The sequence below is a fragment of the Propioniciclava sp. genome, from assembly GCF_036744435.1.
In the GTDB taxonomy this organism is placed as follows: domain Bacteria; phylum Actinomycetota; class Actinomycetes; order Propionibacteriales; family Propionibacteriaceae; genus Propioniciclava.
Window position 1 is genome coordinate 1 of sequence record NZ_DAIOIA010000049.1, and the last position, 20,481, is coordinate 20,481.

Consider the following 20,481-nt stretch of genomic DNA (forward strand, 5'->3'; position numbering starts at 1 on the left):
CCCGACGTGTCACGGGTCGAGAACAGCAGCGCATTCACCTCGGCATGGATGGCGATGCAGAAACCCGGCGTCCCCGGCCGGTCGTAGTCCCCCAGCCCGGGGACCTGGTCGTACCCCAGCGCGCCACGGGGACAGGCGCCCTCCAGGCAACTCGGCTGCCCGGAGGCGGCTCCGTTGTACCCCGTGGCGATGATGCGTCGTTCGAGGACGAGGACCGCTCCCACACGTCGCCGCGTGCACTGGGCGCGCCGAGACACGGCGCTGGCGATGCCCAGAAAGTAGTCGTCCCAGTCCGGGACGCTCACTTCGTCGACCACCCAACCCCTTTCCCTCGCGCTCGCCTACGGTGTCGTTGCGGCGTTGCTCATCGCGTCCGAGGCCTCGACGGTCGAGGTGATGATCCCCTGGCCGAACATGAATGAGCACATGGTCACCCACGCCGCTTCGTCCATTTCTGCGCTCACCGTACCGTCCGCATAGGTCCACAGGGGAATGGTGGCGTTCAACGTGGCAGAAGCTGCCGCTTCACCCCCCTGATCGGACAGGGTGGGGATGTACGTCTTGGCGGCCGTGATCGCCGACGCGGGTGCGGCGACCGTCCGTCGGATGCCCTCCGTCATGCCCGAGACCACCCGCTTCGCCTCGTCTTGATGTGTGGACAACCGGGCCGCGGTCGTCGCCATGACGATGCTCTGCAGCGGCACCTCTCCTGCGGCGCTGAGGGGAACGGTCCGGGTCGGGATGCCCGCCGTGGCGAACTGGACCTGGTCGTTGTTGGAGAACCCGATGATCGCCTCGACGCGCCCCGTCGTCAGGGCCGCCTGCTGGGTGTAGCCGATCTCGACGATGGACACGTCGTCCTGCGTCAGCCCCGCCTGCGCGAGCGCAGCCAGCAGCCCGAACCAGCTCTCCCCGAAACGCCCCGGGACGCCGATGCTCCGCCCGGCCAGGTCGGCGGCGGTGTGGATGTCGGAGCTCTCCGGGACGATGATCGTCACCGGATAGGACCGGTAGTACTGGCCGATCGCCACGATGTCCATGCCCTCGGATCGGGCCTGCACGACCTCGTCCCCGCCCGCCAAGACGTAGTCCTCCTCTCCTGAGAGCAGAGCCGTGAACAGCCCCTCGTTGGAGCCGTGATGGCGCAACTGGGCGTTCACCCCGGCCGCCGTGAACAGCCCTTCGCTCTCGGCGACGTAGAACGGAGCGAACTGGACGTCGGGGATGTAGCTCATGCCGAGCGTGACCTGTTCGGAGCCGTCGGCGGTGTTCTGCTGCACCCGGGCGCACCCGCTGAGCGACAGCCCGAGCGCGAGTCCGATCGTCAGGATCAGCGCGAGGATTCGACGCATGACGTGACCTTCCTTGACGTGAGAGGGAATGGGGGTCACGGGGTCTCCCCCGTGAGATCGGCGACCGTGGCGGAGCGCCGTTCGATGAAGGAGATGACCCCGTACAGGGCCGACGCCATGGCGCACAGCACGAGGATGGTGGCGAACATGCCGGCCGTGTCGACCGAGTCACGCTGCAGGGTGAGGAGCTGGCCCAGGCCACGCCCGCCCATGACCATCTCCCCCACCACAGCGCCCGTCACCGACAGGGCGAACCCGTTGCGGAGGCCCGCCAGGATGGACGGCAGCGCCAACGGCAGCTCGATTGCGGTGAGCAGGGCGACCGAGCCGGCCCCGTCCATCCGGGCGGCGTCGACCACGAGCGGATCGACCATCCGCAGCCCGAGCACCGACGCGACCAGGATCGGGAAGAACACCATGAGTGCGCACAGCAAGATGATCGGCCCGATGCCGTACCCCACCCAGATCGCCAAGACGGGCGCCACCGCGATCGCCGGGATCGCCTGCGTGGCCCCCAGGAACGGGGTGACCGCCGCGCGGAGGAATCCGACGCGATGGATGAGGACGGCGAGCGGCAAGGCGACCGCGAAGCCGAGCAGGCATCCGCCGAGGGCCTCCGCGAACGTCACCCCGAAGGCCGGCCAGAAGGAGGGATTGACCAGGGTGGCCGCCAGCTTCGCCGCCACCGCCGACGGCGAGGGGAGGAAGTAGGCCGGGGGCTGAGCGAGGGCGACGGTCAACGACCACCCGGCCAGCAGGCAGAACAAGAACAGCCACGGTGCGATGGCGCGCGCGGCCGGGGTCAGCCGACGATGACGGGTGCGGCGCATCCCTTCCCCTCCCTCAACGAGCGGGGTCACGGGACGCAAGCAACGGGTGACGGGCCCGGCGGGCACGCCACGAGCGCGTGCTGCCTCCCATCCGGACTTTAACCGTCGGTCCCGGAGTTCCACCGGGTCAACCGGACGCCGAAGCGGCCGGGTCGCGGACTATCACCGCCGGTTCGGACTTTCACCGACCCCGGAGCACGTGTGTGTTCGTGGCGGAGTCTACCGCAGCGCTCGGCTAGCGCTGCGCGCTGGCAGCCCAGCGGTCCAGTTCGTCCGGGGTCCCGAAGAACGTGACCAGACACACGTCGCTCTCCTCCCGCAGCCACAGCGTCGGCCTGTCCCAGCCGACCGGGACCTCGGGGACGGCCGCGGCGGCCACCTCGGCCGGGCTGGCCTCAGCCGCGGAGGCGCCCTCGGCAACGGCGCCGTCCGTCGACGGCGTGGCCCCCGCGGAGTCCGCATCCGAGACGGACACGACATCGTCGCGCAGCGCCAGATCGAGGTCTGAGAGCCGTTCGTCGAGCCCGACGCAGGTTCCCCACCACTGCGCGCTGGCAGCGATGACGGGAACCCGGCCGCTCAGCCGGCGGTACTCGGCGGAGAACTCGCCGATCCAGGTGGACATCGCCGCCGCGTCGAGGCCGGAGCAGACGTCCGGCTCCGCCTTCCCCAACTCGACGATGCCCGGCAGGGTCCGGCCGTCAGGCTTCCAGCCGCCACCCGCCGACGCGAACAGGCGTCCCTGCGCCGTGCCCGAGGACTGCTCGGGTCGAGCGACATGCAGGCCGCCGACGAACAACCCCACCGCGCGCGCCGCCGTCGCCTGATCGGCGAAGGTGACGTTGAGCCGGCGGTTGCCCTCCGAGACGTTGATGTAGGCGAAACCGCCGCCCTGGGAGGCGAGGTCGATCCAGTCGGGCTCCACCCCGGCCGAGACCTGCACGCCATCGAGTCCGACTCCCGTCGCCCACCGCTCGGACACGGCGGAACTCAGTGCGGACGACCCGGGGGCCTCGGCGCTCGTCACCGGGGACGGCAGGCTGGCCCCCGCGGGTGCGGGCAGCGCAGAGCACCCTGCCGCGCCGATCAACACCCCGACGAGGCAGGCAACGCTCCGCCCGGTACGTTTTGCCCCCATCGCGCGACACCCTAGCCGACGAGTCTGTGCCCCGTAGTGGTCGCGGCAGGGAAGGCCGTCACTTTCATCCGCGCTCGGGGATCACCCAGGGCAGACGTCCCACGAAGGCAACCGGTTCGGGAGCCGGGGGTTCCGGGGCGGGCGCCCCGGTGAGGACGAGCAGGGTGGCTGCCGCGTCCTGGCGGGCCTCCAGCCGGTGCGGGACCCGCGCCGCGACGTTGATCGCCTGCCCCGGAGCGAGCGCGATCGTCTGCCCGCCCACGCCGAAATCGATCGTCCCGCGCTCAGCGACCACCAGGATGGGCGCAGCGGCACGGTGATCGGCCATCACATCCCCCGCTCGGAAGGTCAAGGACACCACCGTCACCCCGTCCCCGCGTGTCAGCACCCGGACCTCCGGCTTGCCGGTTTCACTGTGCGGGTCGCGGGAGTCCGGCGCACCGAGCCCCTCCACCATCCGCCAGCCGTCCCCGCTGCGCGGTCCGGCACCAGGATCCTGCTCGTCTCCTGCACGTCCTTCGACGTCCATGACGTCACCCTTCCTTTCTGACCGCGACGATGGCGATCGCCGCAAGATTCCTGCGATACCGGCGGAACGTGGCCCGCATGTCCAGGACGCGCCGGCGACCGTCGGCGTCCCGCAGCACATTCACGACGAACCTCAGCGCCCGCCCCAGTCCCTCGTCGGCGACCAGCCTGCGGGGCTGCAGGAGTGCCATGGGCGCGTAGCGAACGGACTCGATCGCGAACCCGTTCTCCTCCAGCAGCGTCCGCCACTCCTCCCCGGTGAGCGGGCGGGCGTTGACCTTGATCGACCGGGCCAACGCGCGACGGATGGTGGTCTTGTCGGCCTCATCCAGCGCGTCGGGTTCCAGCGCCAACTCGTGGATCGCGTAGCGGCCTTCCCGGCGCAAGATCCGACGCGCCTCCCCGAGGATCGCCGCCTTGCCCGCTGCCCCCTGCATGGTCAGCATGGCCTCCCCGATCACGACGTCGACGCTCGCGTCCGGCAGACCCGTCGCGGCGGCGTCCGCCCGAACCACGCGTCCAGCTTCGCCGACGACCGCCTCCGTCAGAGCCGCCGCGTCCGGGTCCTCCTCGACGCCGATGTAGCTCAGCGGCGCCAGCGCGACGATCTCGGCGGCGGTACGCCCGATGCCCGGAGCGAACTCGACGACGTCGCGGGCTTCGGGGTCGACGTCCAGGAGCAGCTGGTGGCTCAGCCGGCGTCCGCCAGGACGGAGGACGCGCTTGCCCAGCCGTGCGAGCACCCAGTGGCCCGCCACATCCTGTGTGCGACGTCCGGCCCGGGGCAGGCCCGAGGGTCCTGACTGCGGTGCGGCGGGGTCGGACATGAAACCTCCTCGACAGACGAATAACGCAAGCCAACCCTACCCATAATCCCCCGCCGAGGACTGAGCCTGCGTCCGCCGAGGACTGGGCTTGCGGCCGCCGAGGACTGAGCCCCAACCCTCCGAGGACTGACCCTGGGGCCTTCACGCACTCGTGCATCGGCCCCGAAGTCCTCGGCGGGTGGAACCTCAGTCCTCGACGGGTGGAACCTCAGTCCTCGGCGGGGATCCGGGCCACAATGGACGAGTCGTCCATTCTGAGGAGTTGCCATGCGCGGCGTCATCATGCACGCACCCCGTGACGTGCGAGTCGAGGACCGACCCGACCCCGTCATCGAAGAGCCCACCGACGCGATCATCCGCACCGTCGCGGCCTGCATCTGCGGGTCCGACCTGTGGCCCTACCGCGGAGAGGACACCGTCCACGACCAGCCCATGGGCCACGAATACGTGGGCGTGGTGGAGGAGATCGGCGACGCCGTCACCGAGATCTCGGTCGGCGACTTCGTCATCGGCTCGTTCTTCGCCTCCGACAACACCTGCCCCATCTGCCTCGACGGCTACCAGTCGCGCTGCGTCCACGCCGTGCTGATGGGCACCATCGGGACCCAAGCCGAGCGCGTCCGCGTCCCGCTCGCCGACGGGACGCTCGTCGCCACCCCCGGCTACCCCGACGAGGACCTCATCCCGTCCCTCCTGGCCGCCTCCGACGTGCTGGGCACCGGCTGGTTCGCCGCCGTGGCCGCCGAAGCCGGGCCGGGGAAGACCGTGGCCGTCGTCGGGGACGGCGCCGTCGGCCTGCTGGGCGTGCTGGCCGCCAAGCAGCTGGGTGCCGAACGGATCATCGCGATGTCGCGGCACGCCGACCGACAGGCGCTGGCCCGCCGGTTCGGGGCCACCGACATCGTCGCCGAGCGCGGCGAGGAGGGCGTCGCGAAGATCAAGGAGTTGACCGACGGCCTGGGGGCGCACAGCACCATCGAAGCGGTCGGCACTCAGGAGTCGATGCTGCAGGCCATCCGCAGCACCCGCCCGGGCGGACACGTCGGCTTCGTCGGCGTCAGCCACGGCGTCGCGATCCCCGGCAACGTCCTGTTCCCCGCCGAGGTCCACCTGATGGGCGGCCCCGCCCCGGTACGCCGGTTCCTGCCCGAGCTGATCCAGCTCATCTGGGACCGGGAGATCGATCCGGGCGTCGTGTTCGACCTCACGCTGCCCCTGGAGCAGGCCGCTGACGGCTACCGGGCGATGGATGAGCGCCGCGCCACCAAGGTGCTGCTGCGCCCCGACGCCGCCTAAGGACGCCGCGGGAGGCGTCGGATCCCCGGGTTAGACTCGCGCTCGTGCCCCGCTCCGACGCCTCCCGCGCCCGGCCGTCCCAGGACGCGCCGCCGCTTGGGGCCCCCCCGTACGATCCGCTCGAGGAACCTCCCTACGACCCGTGGGATGAACTGCCCTTCGACCCGTACGCGGACGCCTCACAGCCCTCGTGGACGCCGACCGGCGAGTCCTCGGCGCCTCCCCCAGGGACGACGCAGCACGCGCAGGCATCCTCCCGGGCCGACGGCGAGGGCCGGTCCCCCGCGGCCCGGGCCGCGCAGTTCCCGACCGCGCTGGGCGCGCTCAAGGCGGTGTACGGATTCGACGCCTTCCGCGGCGACCAGGCCGCGGTGGTCGAGCAGGTCATCGGGGGTGGGGACGCGATCGTCTTGATGCCCACCGGTGGTGGCAAGAGCGTCTGCTACCAGGTGCCCGCCCTCGTCCGGGAGGGCACCGGCCTGGTGGTCTCCCCGCTGATCGCGCTCATGCACGACCAAGTGGACGCGCTGCGCGCCAACGGCGTTCGCGCCGCCTACCTGAACTCCACCCAGGGCGCCCGCGAACGGGCCGACGTCGAGCGGGCCTACCTGTCCGGCGAGATCGACCTGCTCTACGTGGCGCCGGAGCGGCTCTCGGGTCAGGGCACCCGTGCCCTGCTGGCGCGCGGGGCGCTGTCGGTGATCGCCATCGACGAGGCGCACTGCGTCGCGCAGTGGGGCCACGACTTCCGTCCCGACTACCTGTCCCTGGGCGATCTGGGCGCGACGTTCCCCGGCGTCCCGCGGGTAGCACTCACGGCGACGGCCACGAAGGAGACGCACCAGGAGATCACCCAGCGGCTCCACTTGGAGAACGCGCGTCACTTCGTCGCCAGCTTCGACCGGCCCAACATCACCTACCGGATCGTCGCCAAGGCCGATCCGCGTCGTCAGCTCGTCGAGTTCATCCAGGCCCAGCCGGAAGGGTCAGCGGGCATCGTGTACGCGCTCAGCCGCAAGCAGGTCGAGCAGACGGCCACGTTCCTGTGCGGCCGCGGCATCGACGCCCTGCCCTATCACGCGGGGCTCCCGGCCGACGTGCGGAACGCTCATCAGGCGCGCTTCCTGCGTGAGGACGGCGTCGTCATGGTCGCCACCATCGCGTTCGGCATGGGCATCGACAAGCCCGACGTGCGCTTCGTCGCCCACATCGACCTGCCCAAGTCGGTGGAGGGCTACTACCAGGAGACCGGACGCGCCGGGCGCGACGGGGAGCCTGCGGTGGCCTGGATGGCCTACGGCCTCGGCGATGTGGTGCAGCAGCGCCGCCTCATCGACTCCGGGGAGGGTGACCGGGCGCACAAGCAGCGCCAGCAGCAGCACTTGGACGCCATGCTGGCCCTGTGTGAGACGGTCACCTGCCGCAGGCAGAACCTGCTGGCTTACTTCGGCCAGGAGTCGGGGCCGTGCGGCAACTGCGACACCTGCCTGGAGCCGCCCCACACGTGGGACGGGCTGGTGCCCGCTCAGAAGCTGCTCTCGACCATCGTCCGGCTGCACCGGGAGCGCAACCAGACCTTCGGGGCGGGACACCTGATCGACATTCTGCGGGGCGCCGACACCGATCGGATCCGCACACAGCACCACGACCAACTGAGCACCTACGGCATCGGCGCCGACCTGTCGGATCAGGACTGGCGTTCGGTGGTGCGACAGTTGCTGGCGCGCGATCTGCTGCAGGCCGTCGGCGACTACGGGACGCTGGCGGTCACCGAGGCCAGCGCTGGCGTCCTGCGTGGGGAGACCCCCGTTCCGCTGCGCCGCGACGTCGCCCGCGGCACCAGCGCACGGACGCGGAAGGCGTCCGCTCCCGTGGATCTCCCCGAGGGCGACGCGTCCTTGTTCGAGGCGTTGCGGGCGTGGCGGACGCAGGTGGCCCGCGAGCAGGGCGTCCCGGCGTACGTGGTGTTCGCGGACGCGACGCTGCGGGCCCTGGCGGCGGCGCGACCGGCCAGCCTGTCCGCGCTGGATGCGATCAGCGGCATCGGCGCGAAGAAGAAGGAGTCCTACGGGCAGGCCGTGCTGGCGGTCATCGCCGAGGCGTGACCGCGCCGCTGCCCCGATGGGGCAGCCGGGAGCAGCCGTCCCGGAGTTCACCGCGGGCAGGGCTCAGGGGCGGGGCGGCACCGGTTCCCCGGCCAGTTGCCGGGCGACGTGGCTGCGGGCGTGCGCGACGGCTGCGGGCAGGTCGGTGAACACGTGCTCGGGATCGCGCAACGCCTGCAGGACGCCAGCCCGTTCGGCGACGCGGCCATGACGGCCTCGCAACCCCTTGATGATGACGGTGGCGCCGCGCGCCTCCAGCAGATCGATGAGCTCGGTGAGCCGATGGGCACCGGTGGGATCGAGCATCTCCAGCTTGGAGAAGCGTAGGACCACCACCCACGCCTCGGATCCGGCGATGTCCTCCATCACCTTGTCGGCGGCCCCGAAGAACAGCGAGCCCTCCAGACGCAGCACCGCGATGTGGTCGTCACCGGCCTGGGCTGGCCCGGGCAGGGGCTCCCGGGTCACCGACGTGGTGGCGGCGAGCGCCCGCAGCGCGAAGAAGGCGGCGAGCACGACGCCGACCTCGACGGCGGTGATCAGGTCGAGGGCGACGGTGCACACGATGGTGACGGCGAAGGTGATGGCGGTGCCGCGGGAGATGCGGAGCAGTTCCCGCACCTGGGCCAGGTCGACCATGTGGAGGGTCGTGGCCACCAGGACGCCCGCCAGGGCGGCCATGGGGATGCGTCCGGCCAGCCCCGAGCCGAACGCGACCACGCCGAGCAGGAGCAGCGCGTGCACGATGGCGGCCAGCCGGGTCCGAGCGCCCGCGCGCACCGCGACGGCCGTCCGGGCGATGGCCCCGGTTGCGGGCATGCCACCGAAGATGCCCGAGGCGATGGAGGCCAGCCCCTGGCCGAACACCTCGCGGTCGGGCAGCACCCGGCCGGTCGGGGCCATGCCTGCCGCGACCCGGGCCGACAGCAGCGACTCGATGGCAGCCAGGACGGCGACGGCGAGCGCGGGGCTGAGCAGAGTGGGGAGAACGGCGGGGTCGACCAGCGGGATCGACGGGGCGGGGAGGGAGGCGGGCAACTCGCCGATGCGGGCGATGCCGAGCCCGGATGCCTCGGCGACGAGGGTGGCGGCGATGACGGCGAGCAGGGCGCCGGGGAAGGTGGCCCGCCAGGCCCGGAGCAGTTCGATGATGACGACGACGGCGACCGTCATCCCGAGGGCGATGAGCGCCTCGGGCGGGCGAGCGGCGGAGATGGCCTCCCCGGCCGCGACGAGCGGCGAGTGCCCGGCCGGCGTCCGCACATCGAGCGCGAAGGGGACCTGCTGCAGCGCGATGATGATGGCGATGCCCGCGGTGAACCCCTCGATGACCGGCCACGGAATGTAGACGGCGACCCGCCCCAGTCGCAGGACGCCCGCCGCGACCAGGATCAGTCCGGCGAGGATCGAGATGACGACGACGGCGTGGGGCCCGTGGGCGGCGACGATGGGGGCCAGGATGACCGCCATGGCGCCGGTGGGACCGGACACCTGGACGTTGGAGCCGCCGAAGACGGCAGCCACCACCCCGGCGACGATGGCGGTGACGAGCCCGGCGGCGGCCCCCATGCCGGAGGAGACGCCGAACGCGAGGGCCAACGGCAAGGCGACGACGCCGACGGTGAGGCCCGCCAGCACGTCGCGGCGCCAGGTCCGCGGTAGGGCTCTCACGTCGTCGCGCCCCGGCAGGAGGGTGACCAGGTGCCTCCGGATGTGGTCCGGGATCCTCACGCCTACTCCTCGCCTCGTCGGTGCGCGGCCCGCGATCGGGGCCTGGCGGGCTGAGGGTAGCGCGCCCAGGCGATCCCGCCCTCCCCGTTCAGCGACGCGGGGACGCTCCGGCCCTGGCCCGGGCTGTGTTAGGCCGGGTCGTCGGCACTGTCAGGGCTCGGTCGCCGGGTGAACCCGGCAGGCGCCCCCGCGGTCGGGATGTCCCCCAGGATCGCCCGGAGGAAGGCGGCGCTGGCGGGCAGCCAGGACGCCACGTCCTCGTCGGTCAGGTCGGCTCGGCCGGCAGCGGTCAGCGGTGTGGCCAGGCTCATGCCGTGGGGGCCCTTGAGGTACACGTGGGTTTCGTACGGGATCCCCCGGCGAGCCAGTGCCAGGCAGTATTCGAGGCTCTCGGTGCTGGACACCTGCTCGTCGCCCTGGGTGGTGAACACGAAGCTGGGCGGGGTGTCGGAATCCACGGCGGCGACGACGTCGAGGATGGTCTTCGACATGAGCACCCCCAGGTCCGGACGGGTGACGGGGTAGCCCAGCACCAGCGCGTCGGGACGCCGTGCGGCGGTTACCCCGACGCTGGCCGCCAGGTGACCGCCCGCGGAGAACCCGACGATCGCGACCCGGGCGGGATCGATGCCCGTCTCGGTGGCGTGCTCGCGGAGCCAATCGAGGGCGGTCAGGCCGTCCGCGTGGGACGTCTCCCATGGGTGCTCCGCCACCGCGTAGCGCAGCACGAAGGCGTTGAACCCTTCCGCGAGGTAGGCGACGGCGACCGGCTCGGCCTCCCGGGGCGAACAGAACCGGTAGCCGCCACCAGGGAAGATGAGGACTCCCGCCCGCGTTGCCTCCCCGATGGTGGCCGGGTTGTCGTCGTGGACATACCCCGTGATCGTCGCGGTGGGAGTGATCTGTTCGGTGAACACGCGCATCGGTGCGCCCCTTCCTGGCTCGCCCGCCACGCTACCCGGAGACGCGTCGCGCGGGTACCCGGGGAGCCATGGCCAAGGAGCAGATGGTGGACGCGTCCCCTATTGAGGGGCAGAGTCACGTACCCTGACGCGCATGCTGGAGTCGGACACCACCCCGCCGCTGGTCCAACTGCGCGGCGTCACGAAGTACTTCGGGGACTTCAGGGCGCTCGACCACGTCGACCTCGACATCGCCAAGGGCGAGAAGGTCGCGCTGCTGGGCGCCTCGGGTTCCGGAAAGTCCACCCTGTGCCGCTGCATCAACCGCATCGAGAAGGCCACCGAGGGCACCATCTCCATCGACGGCCGACCGCTACCCCAAGAGGGGAAGGCGTTGGCCCAGATGCGCGCCGAGGTCGGCATGGTGTTCCAGTCGTTCAACCTGTTCCCGCACTACACGGCGCTCGAGAACATCGCGCTGAGCCCGATTCACGTCCGCAAGATCCCCAAGGACCAGGCAACCGCCCAAGCCCGCGACCTGCTCGCCCGCGTCGGCCTCTCCGAGAAGGCCGACAGCTATCCGGCCGAGCTGTCCGGCGGCCAGCAGCAGCGCGTCGCGATCGCGCGCGCCCTGGCCATGCAACCCCAGGTACTCCTCTTCGACGAACCGACCTCTGCTCTCGACCCCGAGATGATCAAAGAGGTTCTCGACGTGATGACGGAACTCGCCGAATCCGGGATGACGATGCTGGTCGTCACCCATGAGATGGGCTTCGCGCGTCACGCCTGTGACCGGGTCTGTTTCATGGACGCCGGCCGGATCGTCGAGCAGGGGACACCGAGCGAGTTCTTCAACAACCCGCGCACCGACAGGGCCAAGGACTTCCTGTCCAAGATCCTTGACCATTGACATTGAGGAGAACCATGACCACCCAGTTCCATCGCAGGACGCTACTGACTTCCACCCTCGGCCTGGGGGCCCTGGCCGTCCTGAGTGCCTGCACCGGCACGAGCAGCCTTCCCTCCGTGTCCACCTCGGGCGCGTCCGGCCAGCCGAGCACCAGCCCGGGCCTCTCCCCTGAGGTGTACGACGCCCTCGTCCTCGCCGGCCCGGTAGCCGCCGACTCGCTCATCGCCGCCAGCCCGTGGGCCCAGGCCATCAAGGCGCAGGGCTACCTGCGCCGCGGCGGCGCCGAGACCAGCGCCATCTTCTCGCTGAAGGACCCGACCAGCGGCCGGGTCACCGGCTTCGACGCCGGCCTGGGCGACCTGCTGTCGCGTTACATCACCGGCGGCCAGGACGTCTCCAAGCTGTCACAGCTCACTCAGGTGACCTCCGACACCCGCGAGACGGTGCTGCAGAACAAGACCGTCGACGCCGTCATCGCGACCTACTCGATCACCCCCGCGCGCGCCGAGAAGATCAACTTCGCCGGTCCGTACTACTCCTCGGGCGCCTCGATCCAGGTCAAGTCCGACAACACCACCATTCACTCGGTGGCGGACCTCAACGGCAAGACGATCGTCACCCAGACCAACTCGACCGGCATCACCGCCATCGACGCGAACGTGCAGAACGCGGAGAAGCTGCTGCTGGCCGACAACGACTCCTGCATCGCCGCGCTCGTGCAGGGCCGCGCCGACGCCTACGTGCTGGACCAGTCGATCCTGCTCAGCAACGCCGTGCGCAACTCCCAGGTCAAGGTCGTCGGGAACCCGTTCACCACCGACCCCTACGGCATCGGCCTCAACAAGGACGAGGCGGACGCCAAGGCGTTCGTCAACGCGTTCCTGCAGACCATCTACGACTCCGGCGTGTGGCTCAACCTGTGGAAGGGCACCGTCGGCCGGTTCCTGGAGACCGAACCCACCCCGCCTGCGCTGGGGTCCGTCGAAGGCAGCTAGTCGACATCGGCGTCCCCCTTCCCTGCGTGACGCGGGGTGAGGGGACGCCCCGAGCGGGGGAGGTGAGATGGTCGAGATCCTGACCGACAACTGGGCGTTCCTGCTCAGCGGCGTGGCGACGACCGTGGGGCTGACGATCGTCGGGTTCCTGGGGTCGTTGATCGTAGGCACGGTCGCGGCCATCTTCCGGGTGAGCCCCATCGTTCCCTTGCGCGCCGTCGGCACCGCCTACGTGGAGTTCTTCCGCAACATCCCCCTGCTCAGCCTGCTGGTGCTGGTCACGTTCGGGCTACCCGACATCGGTGTCTTGTTGCCGCTGTTCTGGTGCGGCGCCGTGTCGCTGATCCTGTCGGGTTCGGCGTTCGTCTGTGAGACGGTCCGCTCCGGCATCAACACCATCGCGATCGGCCAATCCGAGGCGTCCCGGGCGCTGGGGATGTCCTTCACCCAGCAACTGCGCCTGGTGATCCTGCCCCAGGCGTTCCGCACCATGGTTCAGCCGCTGGCCAACGTGTTCATCGGCGTCCTGATCGGATCCTCGCTGGTCGCGGCCGTGGGTGTCTCCGACATCACCAACGTGACCCAGCAGCTCAACATCCGCTACGCCGAGGCGGTGTTCTTGTTCCTGCTCTCGGGTGCCGTCTACCTGGTGCTGGGGCTGGGCGTCGGCGGCGCCGGGAGCGCCCTGGAGCGTCGCCTGGGGCAGTCGCGGATCTCCGGGCGAGGGGCGGTGTCGCGATGAGCGAGAACGCCACCCGCGTCCTGTTCGACGAGCCGGGGCCCCGCGGCAAAGTCATGATCGTGGTCTGGTCGGTCGTCGTGGCCGTCATCGTCGCCTTGGCAGTGTGGGCGGCGCTGGTCCAGTTCGACTCCCACGGCCAGCTCGCGGCAGACCGGTGGACCTTCCTCCTCAACCCGGGCATCGTGGCGTTCCTCGGCGAAGGCGTCCGCAACACATTCATCGCCACCGGCGTGGCCGCGCTGGTCGCCTACCCGCTCGGTCTGGCGCTGGCGTTGGGACGGATGTCCTCACGGCGCTGGATCTCGACGCTGTGCGCAGGCTGGATCGAGTTCTTTCGGGCCATCCCGATGCTGCTGGTGGTGTACGCCTTCCTGCTGGCGCTGCCGCGGTTGAGTCCGGCGCTGGCGTTGCCGGTGTTCTGGATGCTCGTCATCCCGATGATCCTGGTGAGCAGCGCGACGACCGCCGAGGTGTTCCGGGCAGGCATCAAGGCCATCGACAAGGGCCAGTGGGAAGCGGCCGAATCGCTCGGCATGACGCACTCCACGATGATGCGCCTGGTGATCCTTCCCCAGGCGTTCCGCATCGTGCTGCCCGCACTGCTGACCGGCCTGGTCTCGCTGCTGAAGGACTCCACGCTCGGCTACGTCGTCAGCTACCCCGAGTTGATGCAGCAGGGCCGCACCGTGACCGCGTACTACGGCTACATGATCCAGACGTTCCTGGCGATCTCGGTGATCTACGTGGTGCTGAACTACCTGCTGACCAAGGTGGCCACCTGGCTGCAGTCGCGCAGCACGCGCAAAGCCACGGCCAACCCTGCCGCGTTGGCCCAGGAGCCCGTCCCGGCTCAGTGATCCGGGGTCACGCCGCGGACAGCACCGCGCTGCGCAGCCCCGCATGTGCGATCCGATCCCCACGAGGTAAGTCCTCGGCGACGTGAGGCTCAGTCCTCGGCGGTCTCAGGCTCAGTCCTCGGCGGTCTCCGGCTCGGGGGTGGCGGTGCGGGTGTGGAGGACGGCGACCGCTCCCGGCGGGAGGGTGTGCGACTCCCCCGCGTGGCCGCTCAGCAGATCCGTTCCCGAGGCCTCGACCGTGGCCGGGGCCTCGGTGTGGTTCAGCAAGAACAGGAAGTCCTCGCCATCACCGTGACGGACGACCGCTTCCACGCCTTCGGGGGCCCGCACCACCGGCGCCACGCCCGCCTGTCGCGCCCACGTGCGCACCAGGGCGCGCTTGTTCGTCAGCGGAAGGTCGGTGGCCACGTACCAGGCGTGCCCACCCGAATCCAGCGTGTTCTCCGTGACGGCCGGATAGCCCGTCAGCACGCCGTCGGTGAGCACCCCGCGCGCCTGCGCACCGCGCACGTCGAGCCGCTCCGTCCAGGTGGAAGCGGTCGCGTCGCTGGTCCGCGGCTCGTCCGGGGACGCCTGCGCGTCACCGTCGGCCAGCGCTCCCGCGTCCCCCGCCTCGGCGTCTTCGGGGTCTTCTGCGTCCTCTGCGTCCTCTGCGTCCTCTGCGTCCTCTGCGTCCTCTGCGTCCTCTGCGTCCAGCGTGACCCCGTGCGTCTCGCCCGGCTGCAGAGGATTGAACTCCTCGACGCGGATGCCGAGTACCTCGCGGAAGGCGCCCGGGTACCCGCCCAGGATGATGTGATCGTTGGCATCGACGATGCCCGAGAACCAGGTCGTCGCGAACACCCCGCCGCCCTCGGCGACGCCCGCCAGGTTCGCGGTCGCGTCCGGATCGGTGACGTACAGGTTGGGGGCGATCACCAGGTCGTACCCGCTGAGATCCGAGCCGGGGGTGACGATGTCGACGCCGATCCCCTCGTACCACAGCGCCTTGTACCACTCGAGAACCAGATCCGGGTAGGACAAGGTGTTGTTGGGGTGGCTGTCGAGTTCGAGACCCCACCAGGCGGCGTAGTCGAACACCAGCGCCGCGGACGACACCACCCGGGACCCCTTGACCGGGGCGAGGGCGCGCAGGCAGCGGCCGAGCTCGACCGTGTTGTTCCACACCTGCGAGTCGGTGCCGGCGTGCGGGACGAGGGCCGAGTGGAACTTCTCCGCACCGGCCCGGCTCGCCCGCCACTGGAAGAACAGGGTCCCGTCCGCGCCCCGCGCTACGTGCGCGAGCGAGTTGCGCAGCATCTCCCCGGGGTCCTTGGCCCGGTTGACGTGCTGCCAGTTCACCGCAGAACTGGAGTGCTCCATGAGCAGCCAGGGGGCACCGTGGGCGGTGCCGCGGGTCAGGTCAGCCGCGAACGCGAGCTCGATGTGCCGCTCCGGGTCGTGAGCGCGGGTGTAGTGATCGTTGCTGACGACCGACATGTGCGGCCCCCACGCGAAGTAGTCCACGCCCTTGTTTCCGGTGGTGCACATGAAGTTGGTCGTGGCCGGGATGCTGGGATTCACCGCGCGCACGGCCGCCGTCAGGTCGGCGTAGTAGCTCAATCCGGCATCGGAGTTGAACCGCATGAAGTCCAACTGCTGGGTCGGGTTGGCATAGGTGGGCGCCGATCGGGGCGGCAGGACGTGATCGAAGCTGCCGTAGCGCTGCGACCAGAACGCCGTCCCCCACGCATCGTTGAGGGCGTCGATGTCGCCGTAGCGGTCCGCGAGCCAGGTCCGGAAGGCGGGGATGGCGCTGTCGGAGTAGTCCTGCGGGACGTGGCACCCGATCTCGTTGTCGATGTGCCACAGCCGCACGGCGGGGTGGGAGGCGTAGCGCTGGGCCATCCGGGAGGCCATCGCGGTCGCGTAGCGACGATAGATCCGGGAGCTGATCGCGTAGGACTGGCGTCCGCCTTGGTACAGGACGGTGCCGTCCTCGCGCTGGGGAAGGATCTCCGGGTGCTTCCTCGTCAGCCAGGGCGGCGGGGACGCGGTGGCGGTGGCCAGGCACACGCCGATGCCGCCCGCGTGCAGCTTGTTGATGATCTCGTCGAGCCACTCCCAGTGGAACTCGCCCTCGCGGGGCTCGATCGTCGCCCAGGAGAAGATGCCGACGCTGACCAGGTTGACCCCGGCCTCCCGCATCAGCTCGATGTCCTCGTCCCAGACTTCGCGGGGCCACTGTTCGGGGTTGTAGTCCCCACCGAAGGCAAGGCCCTGCAGGTCGTCGTTCCATACGCGCATGGGTCGCTCTCACTTCCTCGCCTCGGTCGGCGCGGCCGGCGTCCCGGACCTCCGCTGGCCCGGGTGACGCGTCCCAGTCAACCGGACCCGCTCTCGGGGCGCCAGCGAACCTGAAACATTTCACGGCGGCGCCAACCACCGGCAACCCGAGGAACCGGTGCATACGTATGCGTCACTATTCCTGCATACGTATGCAGCATGCGAAGGAGCACGCCATGACGACCTTCATGACCGCCGCCGATGCGGTCTCCCTGATCCGTGACGGCGACACGGTCGCCCTGCTGGGCAACGGCGGCGGCGTCCTCGAGCCGGCGACCGTCCACCGAGCCATCGAGGACGCCTTCCTCACCACCGACCACCCGCGCGCACTGACCGTGTACCACAGCGCCGGAATCGGCGACCGGGACGCCGGCGGCCTCAGCCGGTTCGCGCACGCCGGGCTGGTCAAGCGCGTCGTCGGCGGGCACTGGGGCTGGTCCCCCCGCATGCAGGCGCTCGCCAATGCGGGGGCCATCGAGGCCTACAACCTGCCCCAAGGGGTGATCGTCAGCCAGTACCGCGAGATCGCGGCGCGTCGTCCCGGCCTGATCACGAGGACGGGCCTGGGCACCTACGTGGACCCCCGGCTGTCCGGGGGCAAGCTCAACGACGCCACCACCGACGATCTGGTCTCGCTGATCGAACTCAACGGCGAGCAGTGGCTGCACTACCCGGCCAGCCCGATCAATGTCGGCATCATCCGCGGCACATCCGCCGACGAGCGGGGCAACATCAGCTTCGAGGAGGAGCCCTGCTTCCTGGAGGCACTCGCCCTCGCCCAGGCCGCCCACAACAGCGGCGGCACCGTGATCGCCCAGGTGAAGTACCGCGCCGAGCACGGCGCCCTCCACCCGCAGGCCGTGCAGGTGCCCGGGTACCTGGTCGATGCCGTCGTCGTGGAGCCCGGGCAATGGCAGACCACCCAAGGCCCCTTCGATCCCGCCCTGGCCGGGTCGCTGCGGCGGCCCGTCGGCGAGGTCACACCCCTGCCGCTGGGGCACCGCAAAGTCGTGGCCCGCCGCGCCGCGATGCTCCTGGAGCCCGGCAGCATCATCAATCTGGGCTTCGGCATGCCCGACGGGGTGGCGTCCGTCGCCGCCGAGGAAGGAACGCTCGCCGGGGTCACCATGACCATCGAACAGGGACTCTCCGGCGGCATGCCCGCGGGCGGTGACATCTTCGGGACGGCCTACAACGCGGACGTGTTCCTCGACGCCCCCGCCCAGTTCGACTTCTATTCGGGCCGCGGGCTGGACCTCACCTGCCTGGGCCTGGCCCAGGCGGACGCGCACGGCAACGTGAACGTCAGCAAGTTCGGCCCGACGATCGCGGGTTGCGGAGGGTTCATCGACATCTCGCAGTCGGCCAAGACGATCGTGTTCTGCGGCACGTTCACCGCAGGCGGGCTGACCACCGAGATCCGCGACGGCGAACTGCGGATCCTCACCGAGGGACGCGCCCGCAAGTTCCCGCCCCAGGTCGAGCACGTGACGTTCTCCGGGGACCAGGCACGAGCCCTCGGCCAAGACGTCTGGTATGTGACCGAGCGTGCGGTGTTCCATCTTGAAGACGCGGGACTCACCCTCGTCGAGATCGCCCCCGGCATCGACCTGCAGACCCAGGTGCTGGACCTGATGGACTTCACCCCCGCCCTCGCCGACGAACTGACGCTGATGGACGCACGCATCTACCGCGACGCCCCCATGAACCTGGGAAGGAACTGACCATGACCACCGGCTACACCCTGACCCTCACCGACGGCGTCGCGACGCTGACCGTCGACCGTCCCGCCCAGCGCAACGCCCTGGACGTGCCGCTCCTCACCCGGCTGGTGGAGGTGGTGGCGGGCCTAGGCGCCGATCCGGCCGTGCGCGCCCTCGTGCTCACCGGGGGCGGGGAGAAGTCGTTCATCGCCGGGGCCGACATCAACGACCTGCTGGGCTACTCCCCCGAGGAGGCCCGCCGCCACATCGAGGTCGGTCACCGGCTGTTCACCCTGATCGAGGAACTCCCGTTCGCCACCATCGCCGCCGTCAACGGCTACTGCCTGGGCGGAGGCCTGGAGATCGCGATGGCCTGCGACATCCGGTTGGCGAGCGCGAACGCCCGGTTCGGGCAGCCGGAGATCACCATCGGCATGCCGTGCGGCTGGGGCGGGACGCAACGGCTACAGCGGCTGATCGGCCAGTCTCGCGCCAAGTACCTGATGTTGACCGGGACGATGATCGACGCGGAGCAGGCGCAGGCGGCCGGGCTCGTGGCGGAGGTGCTGCCGGAGGTGACGGGGCTCCGGGAGCGGGCCGCGGCATTGGCCCAGCGGCTGGCCGGGTACTCCCCCGTCGTGATGCGCGCCACCAAGCTGATGATCGCGGATTCCCATCGGGCCAGCGCCCGTGAGGTCGCCCAGCGCGACGAACTGGCGCTGGCCTACCTGATGACCACCCAGGACGCACGCGAGGGGCTGACCGCCTTCCTCGAGAAGCGCCCGGCCCACTACCGGGGGCTGTGATGGGCGCGCGAGCAGCCCTGGTGACCGGGGCGGGGCGCGGTATCGGGGCGGGCATCGCCGCCCGGCTGCTGGCGGACGGCTACCGGGTCGTGGGGGCGGATCTGTCCTTCCCGGAGGCCCCGGACGGCCTGGAGTGGGCGGCGACAGGCGACCTGACCGCGGCGTCCTTTCGGGACTCGCTGGTGACCGGCACGCTCAGCCGGTGCGGCCGCATCGACGTGCTGGTCAACAACGCGGGGGTCTCGGTGGCGCGCCGCGGCGATCTGCTGGAGGTCACCCCGGACAGCTGGGAGCGGGTGCTGGGCGTGAACCTGACCGGCACCATGTTCCTCACCCAGGCGGTCGCGCGGGCAATGACGGCCCAGGTGCCGGTGGCCGGACGCCGCGGCGACATCGTCAATCTGGGCTCGCTGAACTCGTGGATGGCTTCACCGGATCGGGTCGAGTACTGCGTGTCCAAGGCGGGGGTGTCGATGCTCACCCAGGTGTACGCCGCGCGCCTGGCCGGGGATCTGATCCGGGTCAACGAGGTGCGTCCGGGCGTGATCCAGACCCCGATGACCGCGGTCGCCCAGGAGAAGTACGACGCCTTGATCGCTGCGGGGGCATTCCCGATCGCCCGCTGGGGGCAACCGGGCGACGTCGCCGACGCGGTCGCGATGCTCTGCTCGGACGCGCTGGCTTACACTACGGGCCAAGTGATCCATGTCGACGGGGGCTTTCATATCCCCGTGCTCTAGGAGGGCGATGTCCGTCACGGCCGCCGAGGTCGCCGCCCGGCTCGGACTCTCCCAGTCGACGGTCTCCCGGGCACTGGCCGGCAGCGATCTGGTGTCTGCTGCGACCCGGGCGCGGGTGCGCGACGCGGCTCGGGCGATGGGGTACCGGCCCAACGCGGCCGGGCGTTCCCTGCAGGCCGGGCGGCACTTCTCAATCGGGATCGTGGTGCCGGACCTGGCCGGAGGGTACGGCGCAGGCGTCGCCAAACGCGTCCTGCAGGCGGCGACGGCCCGCGGCGAGCAACTGCTCGTGGCCGACTCCGGCGGCACCGGGGAGGGCGAGCTGGCCGCGTTCGACACCCTGGCGAGCCAGGCGGACGGCGTGCTGTTCCTCGCTCCTCGCGCCCCGGAAGCGATGTTGCGGGACGCGGTGGCCGGGTTTCGGCCCATCGTCGTGGTGGGACGCTCGCTTCCCGGACTCGACTGCGTCCTCGCCGAGGAGGGGCCCGCCCTGGATGCGGCCTTGGATCATCTCGTCGCACTCGGCCACACGACGATCGGCTACCAGGGCGGACCCACCGAGTCTCCCTCAGAAGCCATGCGGTGCGCCGGCGTCCGGGCGTACGGGGACGCCCACCCCGACATCGCGCTGGTGCGCCTGGACACCGAGGGACTGAGCGCGGAGGTCGGGGCCGCCGCGGCGTCCGAGGTGGTG

19 protein-coding genes and 1 riboswitch are annotated in these 20,481 nt (G+C 70.5%); of the genes, 10 read left to right on the forward strand and 9 right to left on the reverse strand.

Annotation, left to right across the window (positions count from 1 at the left end; all coding sequences use genetic code 11):
• The 6 genes from V7E09_RS08035 to V7E09_RS08060 form a co-directional block, all read right to left on the reverse strand.
• Positions 1-317 (reverse strand): deoxycytidylate deaminase (locus tag V7E09_RS08035; protein ID WP_324523234.1); only part of this gene is annotated, 317 nt, incomplete at its 3' end.
• Between the two features lie 24 nt (positions 318-341).
• On the reverse strand, positions 342-1,352 hold the full coding sequence (locus V7E09_RS08040) for an ABC transporter substrate-binding protein (protein ID WP_324523235.1): 1,011 nt from the start codon (positions 1,350-1,352) through the stop codon (positions 342-344).
• Positions 1,353-1,387: 35 nt separating this feature from the next.
• On the reverse strand, positions 1,388-2,182 hold the full coding sequence (locus tag V7E09_RS08045; RefSeq protein WP_324509618.1) for an ABC transporter permease: 795 nt from the start codon (positions 2,180-2,182) through the stop codon (positions 1,388-1,390).
• A 74-nt stretch (positions 2,183-2,256) separates the two neighbouring features.
• Positions 2,257-2,384, reverse strand: a riboswitch (FMN riboswitch).
• Positions 2,385-2,417: 33 nt separating this feature from the next.
• Positions 2,418-3,209: a GH25 family lysozyme gene (locus tag V7E09_RS08050; RefSeq protein ID WP_324509619.1), complete on the reverse strand. Its 792-nt coding sequence runs from the start codon at positions 3,207-3,209 to the stop codon at positions 2,418-2,420.
• Positions 3,210-3,384: 175 nt separating this feature from the next.
• Positions 3,385-3,849, reverse strand: coding sequence for a cupin domain-containing protein (locus V7E09_RS08055; RefSeq protein WP_324509620.1), 465 nt, complete (start codon positions 3,847-3,849; stop codon positions 3,385-3,387).
• 4 nt (positions 3,850-3,853) lie between these two features.
• Positions 3,854-4,675 (reverse strand): class I SAM-dependent methyltransferase, encoded by an 822-nt coding sequence (locus V7E09_RS08060; protein WP_324523236.1) that lies wholly within the window; start codon positions 4,673-4,675, stop codon positions 3,854-3,856.
• Between the two features lie 267 nt (positions 4,676-4,942).
• On the opposite strand from V7E09_RS08060, the gene V7E09_RS08065 reads away from it, so the two are divergent.
• Both V7E09_RS08065 and recQ read left to right on the forward strand, forming a co-directional pair.
• The gene (locus V7E09_RS08065) at positions 4,943-5,971 is read left to right on the forward strand and encodes a zinc-dependent alcohol dehydrogenase family protein (protein ID WP_324509622.1); all 1,029 of its coding nucleotides are present in this window, start codon (positions 4,943-4,945) and stop codon (positions 5,969-5,971) included.
• 44 nt (positions 5,972-6,015) lie between these two features.
• The gene (gene recQ, locus V7E09_RS08070; RefSeq protein ID WP_324509623.1) at positions 6,016-8,076 is read left to right on the forward strand and encodes a DNA helicase RecQ; all 2,061 of its coding nucleotides are present in this window, start codon (positions 6,016-6,018) and stop codon (positions 8,074-8,076) included.
• Positions 8,077-8,139: 63 nt separating this feature from the next.
• Here recQ and V7E09_RS08075 read toward each other — a convergent pair whose 3' ends face one another.
• Together V7E09_RS08075 and V7E09_RS08080 are read right to left on the reverse strand one after the other, a co-directional pair.
• Positions 8,140-9,807 carry a SulP family inorganic anion transporter gene (locus V7E09_RS08075; protein WP_324509624.1) on the reverse strand — a complete coding sequence of 556 codons (1,668 nt, stop codon included), beginning with the start codon at positions 9,805-9,807 and terminating at the stop codon, positions 8,140-8,142.
• 128 nt (positions 9,808-9,935) lie between these two features.
• Positions 9,936-10,730 carry an alpha/beta hydrolase gene (locus tag V7E09_RS08080; RefSeq protein WP_324509625.1) on the reverse strand — a complete coding sequence of 265 codons (795 nt, stop codon included), beginning with the start codon at positions 10,728-10,730 and terminating at the stop codon, positions 9,936-9,938.
• 133 nt (positions 10,731-10,863) lie between these two features.
• Between V7E09_RS08080 and V7E09_RS08085 the strand changes: the two genes are divergently transcribed.
• The 4 genes from V7E09_RS08085 (at position 10,864) to V7E09_RS08100 (ending at position 14,213) form a co-directional block, all read left to right on the forward strand.
• On the forward strand, positions 10,864-11,619 hold the full coding sequence (locus V7E09_RS08085) for an amino acid ABC transporter ATP-binding protein (RefSeq protein ID WP_324509626.1): 756 nt from the start codon (positions 10,864-10,866) through the stop codon (positions 11,617-11,619).
• A 14-nt stretch (positions 11,620-11,633) separates the two neighbouring features.
• Positions 11,634-12,614, forward strand: coding sequence for a glutamate ABC transporter substrate-binding protein (locus V7E09_RS08090; RefSeq protein WP_324509627.1), 981 nt, complete (start codon positions 11,634-11,636; stop codon positions 12,612-12,614).
• Positions 12,615-12,681: 67 nt separating this feature from the next.
• A complete protein-coding gene (locus V7E09_RS08095) occupies positions 12,682-13,356 on the forward strand; it encodes an amino acid ABC transporter permease (RefSeq protein WP_324509628.1) in 675 nt (224 codons plus the stop codon).
• Positions 13,353-14,213, forward strand: coding sequence for an amino acid ABC transporter permease (locus V7E09_RS08100; protein ID WP_324509629.1), 861 nt, complete (start codon positions 13,353-13,355; stop codon positions 14,211-14,213). Before V7E09_RS08095 ends, V7E09_RS08100 begins: the two co-directional genes overlap by 4 nt.
• Positions 14,214-14,324: 111 nt before the next feature.
• Here the strand turns inward: V7E09_RS08100 and V7E09_RS08105 are convergent, their stop codons facing one another.
• A complete protein-coding gene (locus V7E09_RS08105) occupies positions 14,325-16,499 on the reverse strand; it encodes a beta-galactosidase (RefSeq protein ID WP_324523237.1) in 2,175 nt (724 codons plus the stop codon).
• A 215-nt stretch (positions 16,500-16,714) separates the two neighbouring features.
• Here V7E09_RS08105 and V7E09_RS08110 point away from each other — a divergent pair, with 215 nt between their 5' ends.
• The 4 genes from V7E09_RS08110 to V7E09_RS08125 all read left to right on the forward strand — a co-directional run.
• Entirely contained in the window at positions 16,715-18,262 is a 1,548-nt protein-coding gene (locus V7E09_RS08110; protein WP_324509631.1) for an acyl CoA:acetate/3-ketoacid CoA transferase, read from the forward strand.
• A gap of 2 nt (positions 18,263-18,264) precedes the next feature.
• Positions 18,265-19,047 carry an enoyl-CoA hydratase/isomerase family protein gene (locus V7E09_RS08115; protein WP_324509632.1) on the forward strand — a complete coding sequence of 261 codons (783 nt, stop codon included), beginning with the start codon at positions 18,265-18,267 and terminating at the stop codon, positions 19,045-19,047.
• Positions 19,047-19,787 carry a 3-ketoacyl-ACP reductase gene (locus V7E09_RS08120; RefSeq protein WP_324509633.1) on the forward strand — a complete coding sequence of 247 codons (741 nt, stop codon included), beginning with the start codon at positions 19,047-19,049 and terminating at the stop codon, positions 19,785-19,787. Before V7E09_RS08115 ends, V7E09_RS08120 begins: the two co-directional genes overlap by 1 nt.
• 7 nt (positions 19,788-19,794) lie before the next feature.
• Positions 19,795-20,481: LacI family DNA-binding transcriptional regulator (locus V7E09_RS08125; RefSeq protein WP_324523238.1), on the forward strand; the 687-nt coding region annotated here is incomplete at its 3' end.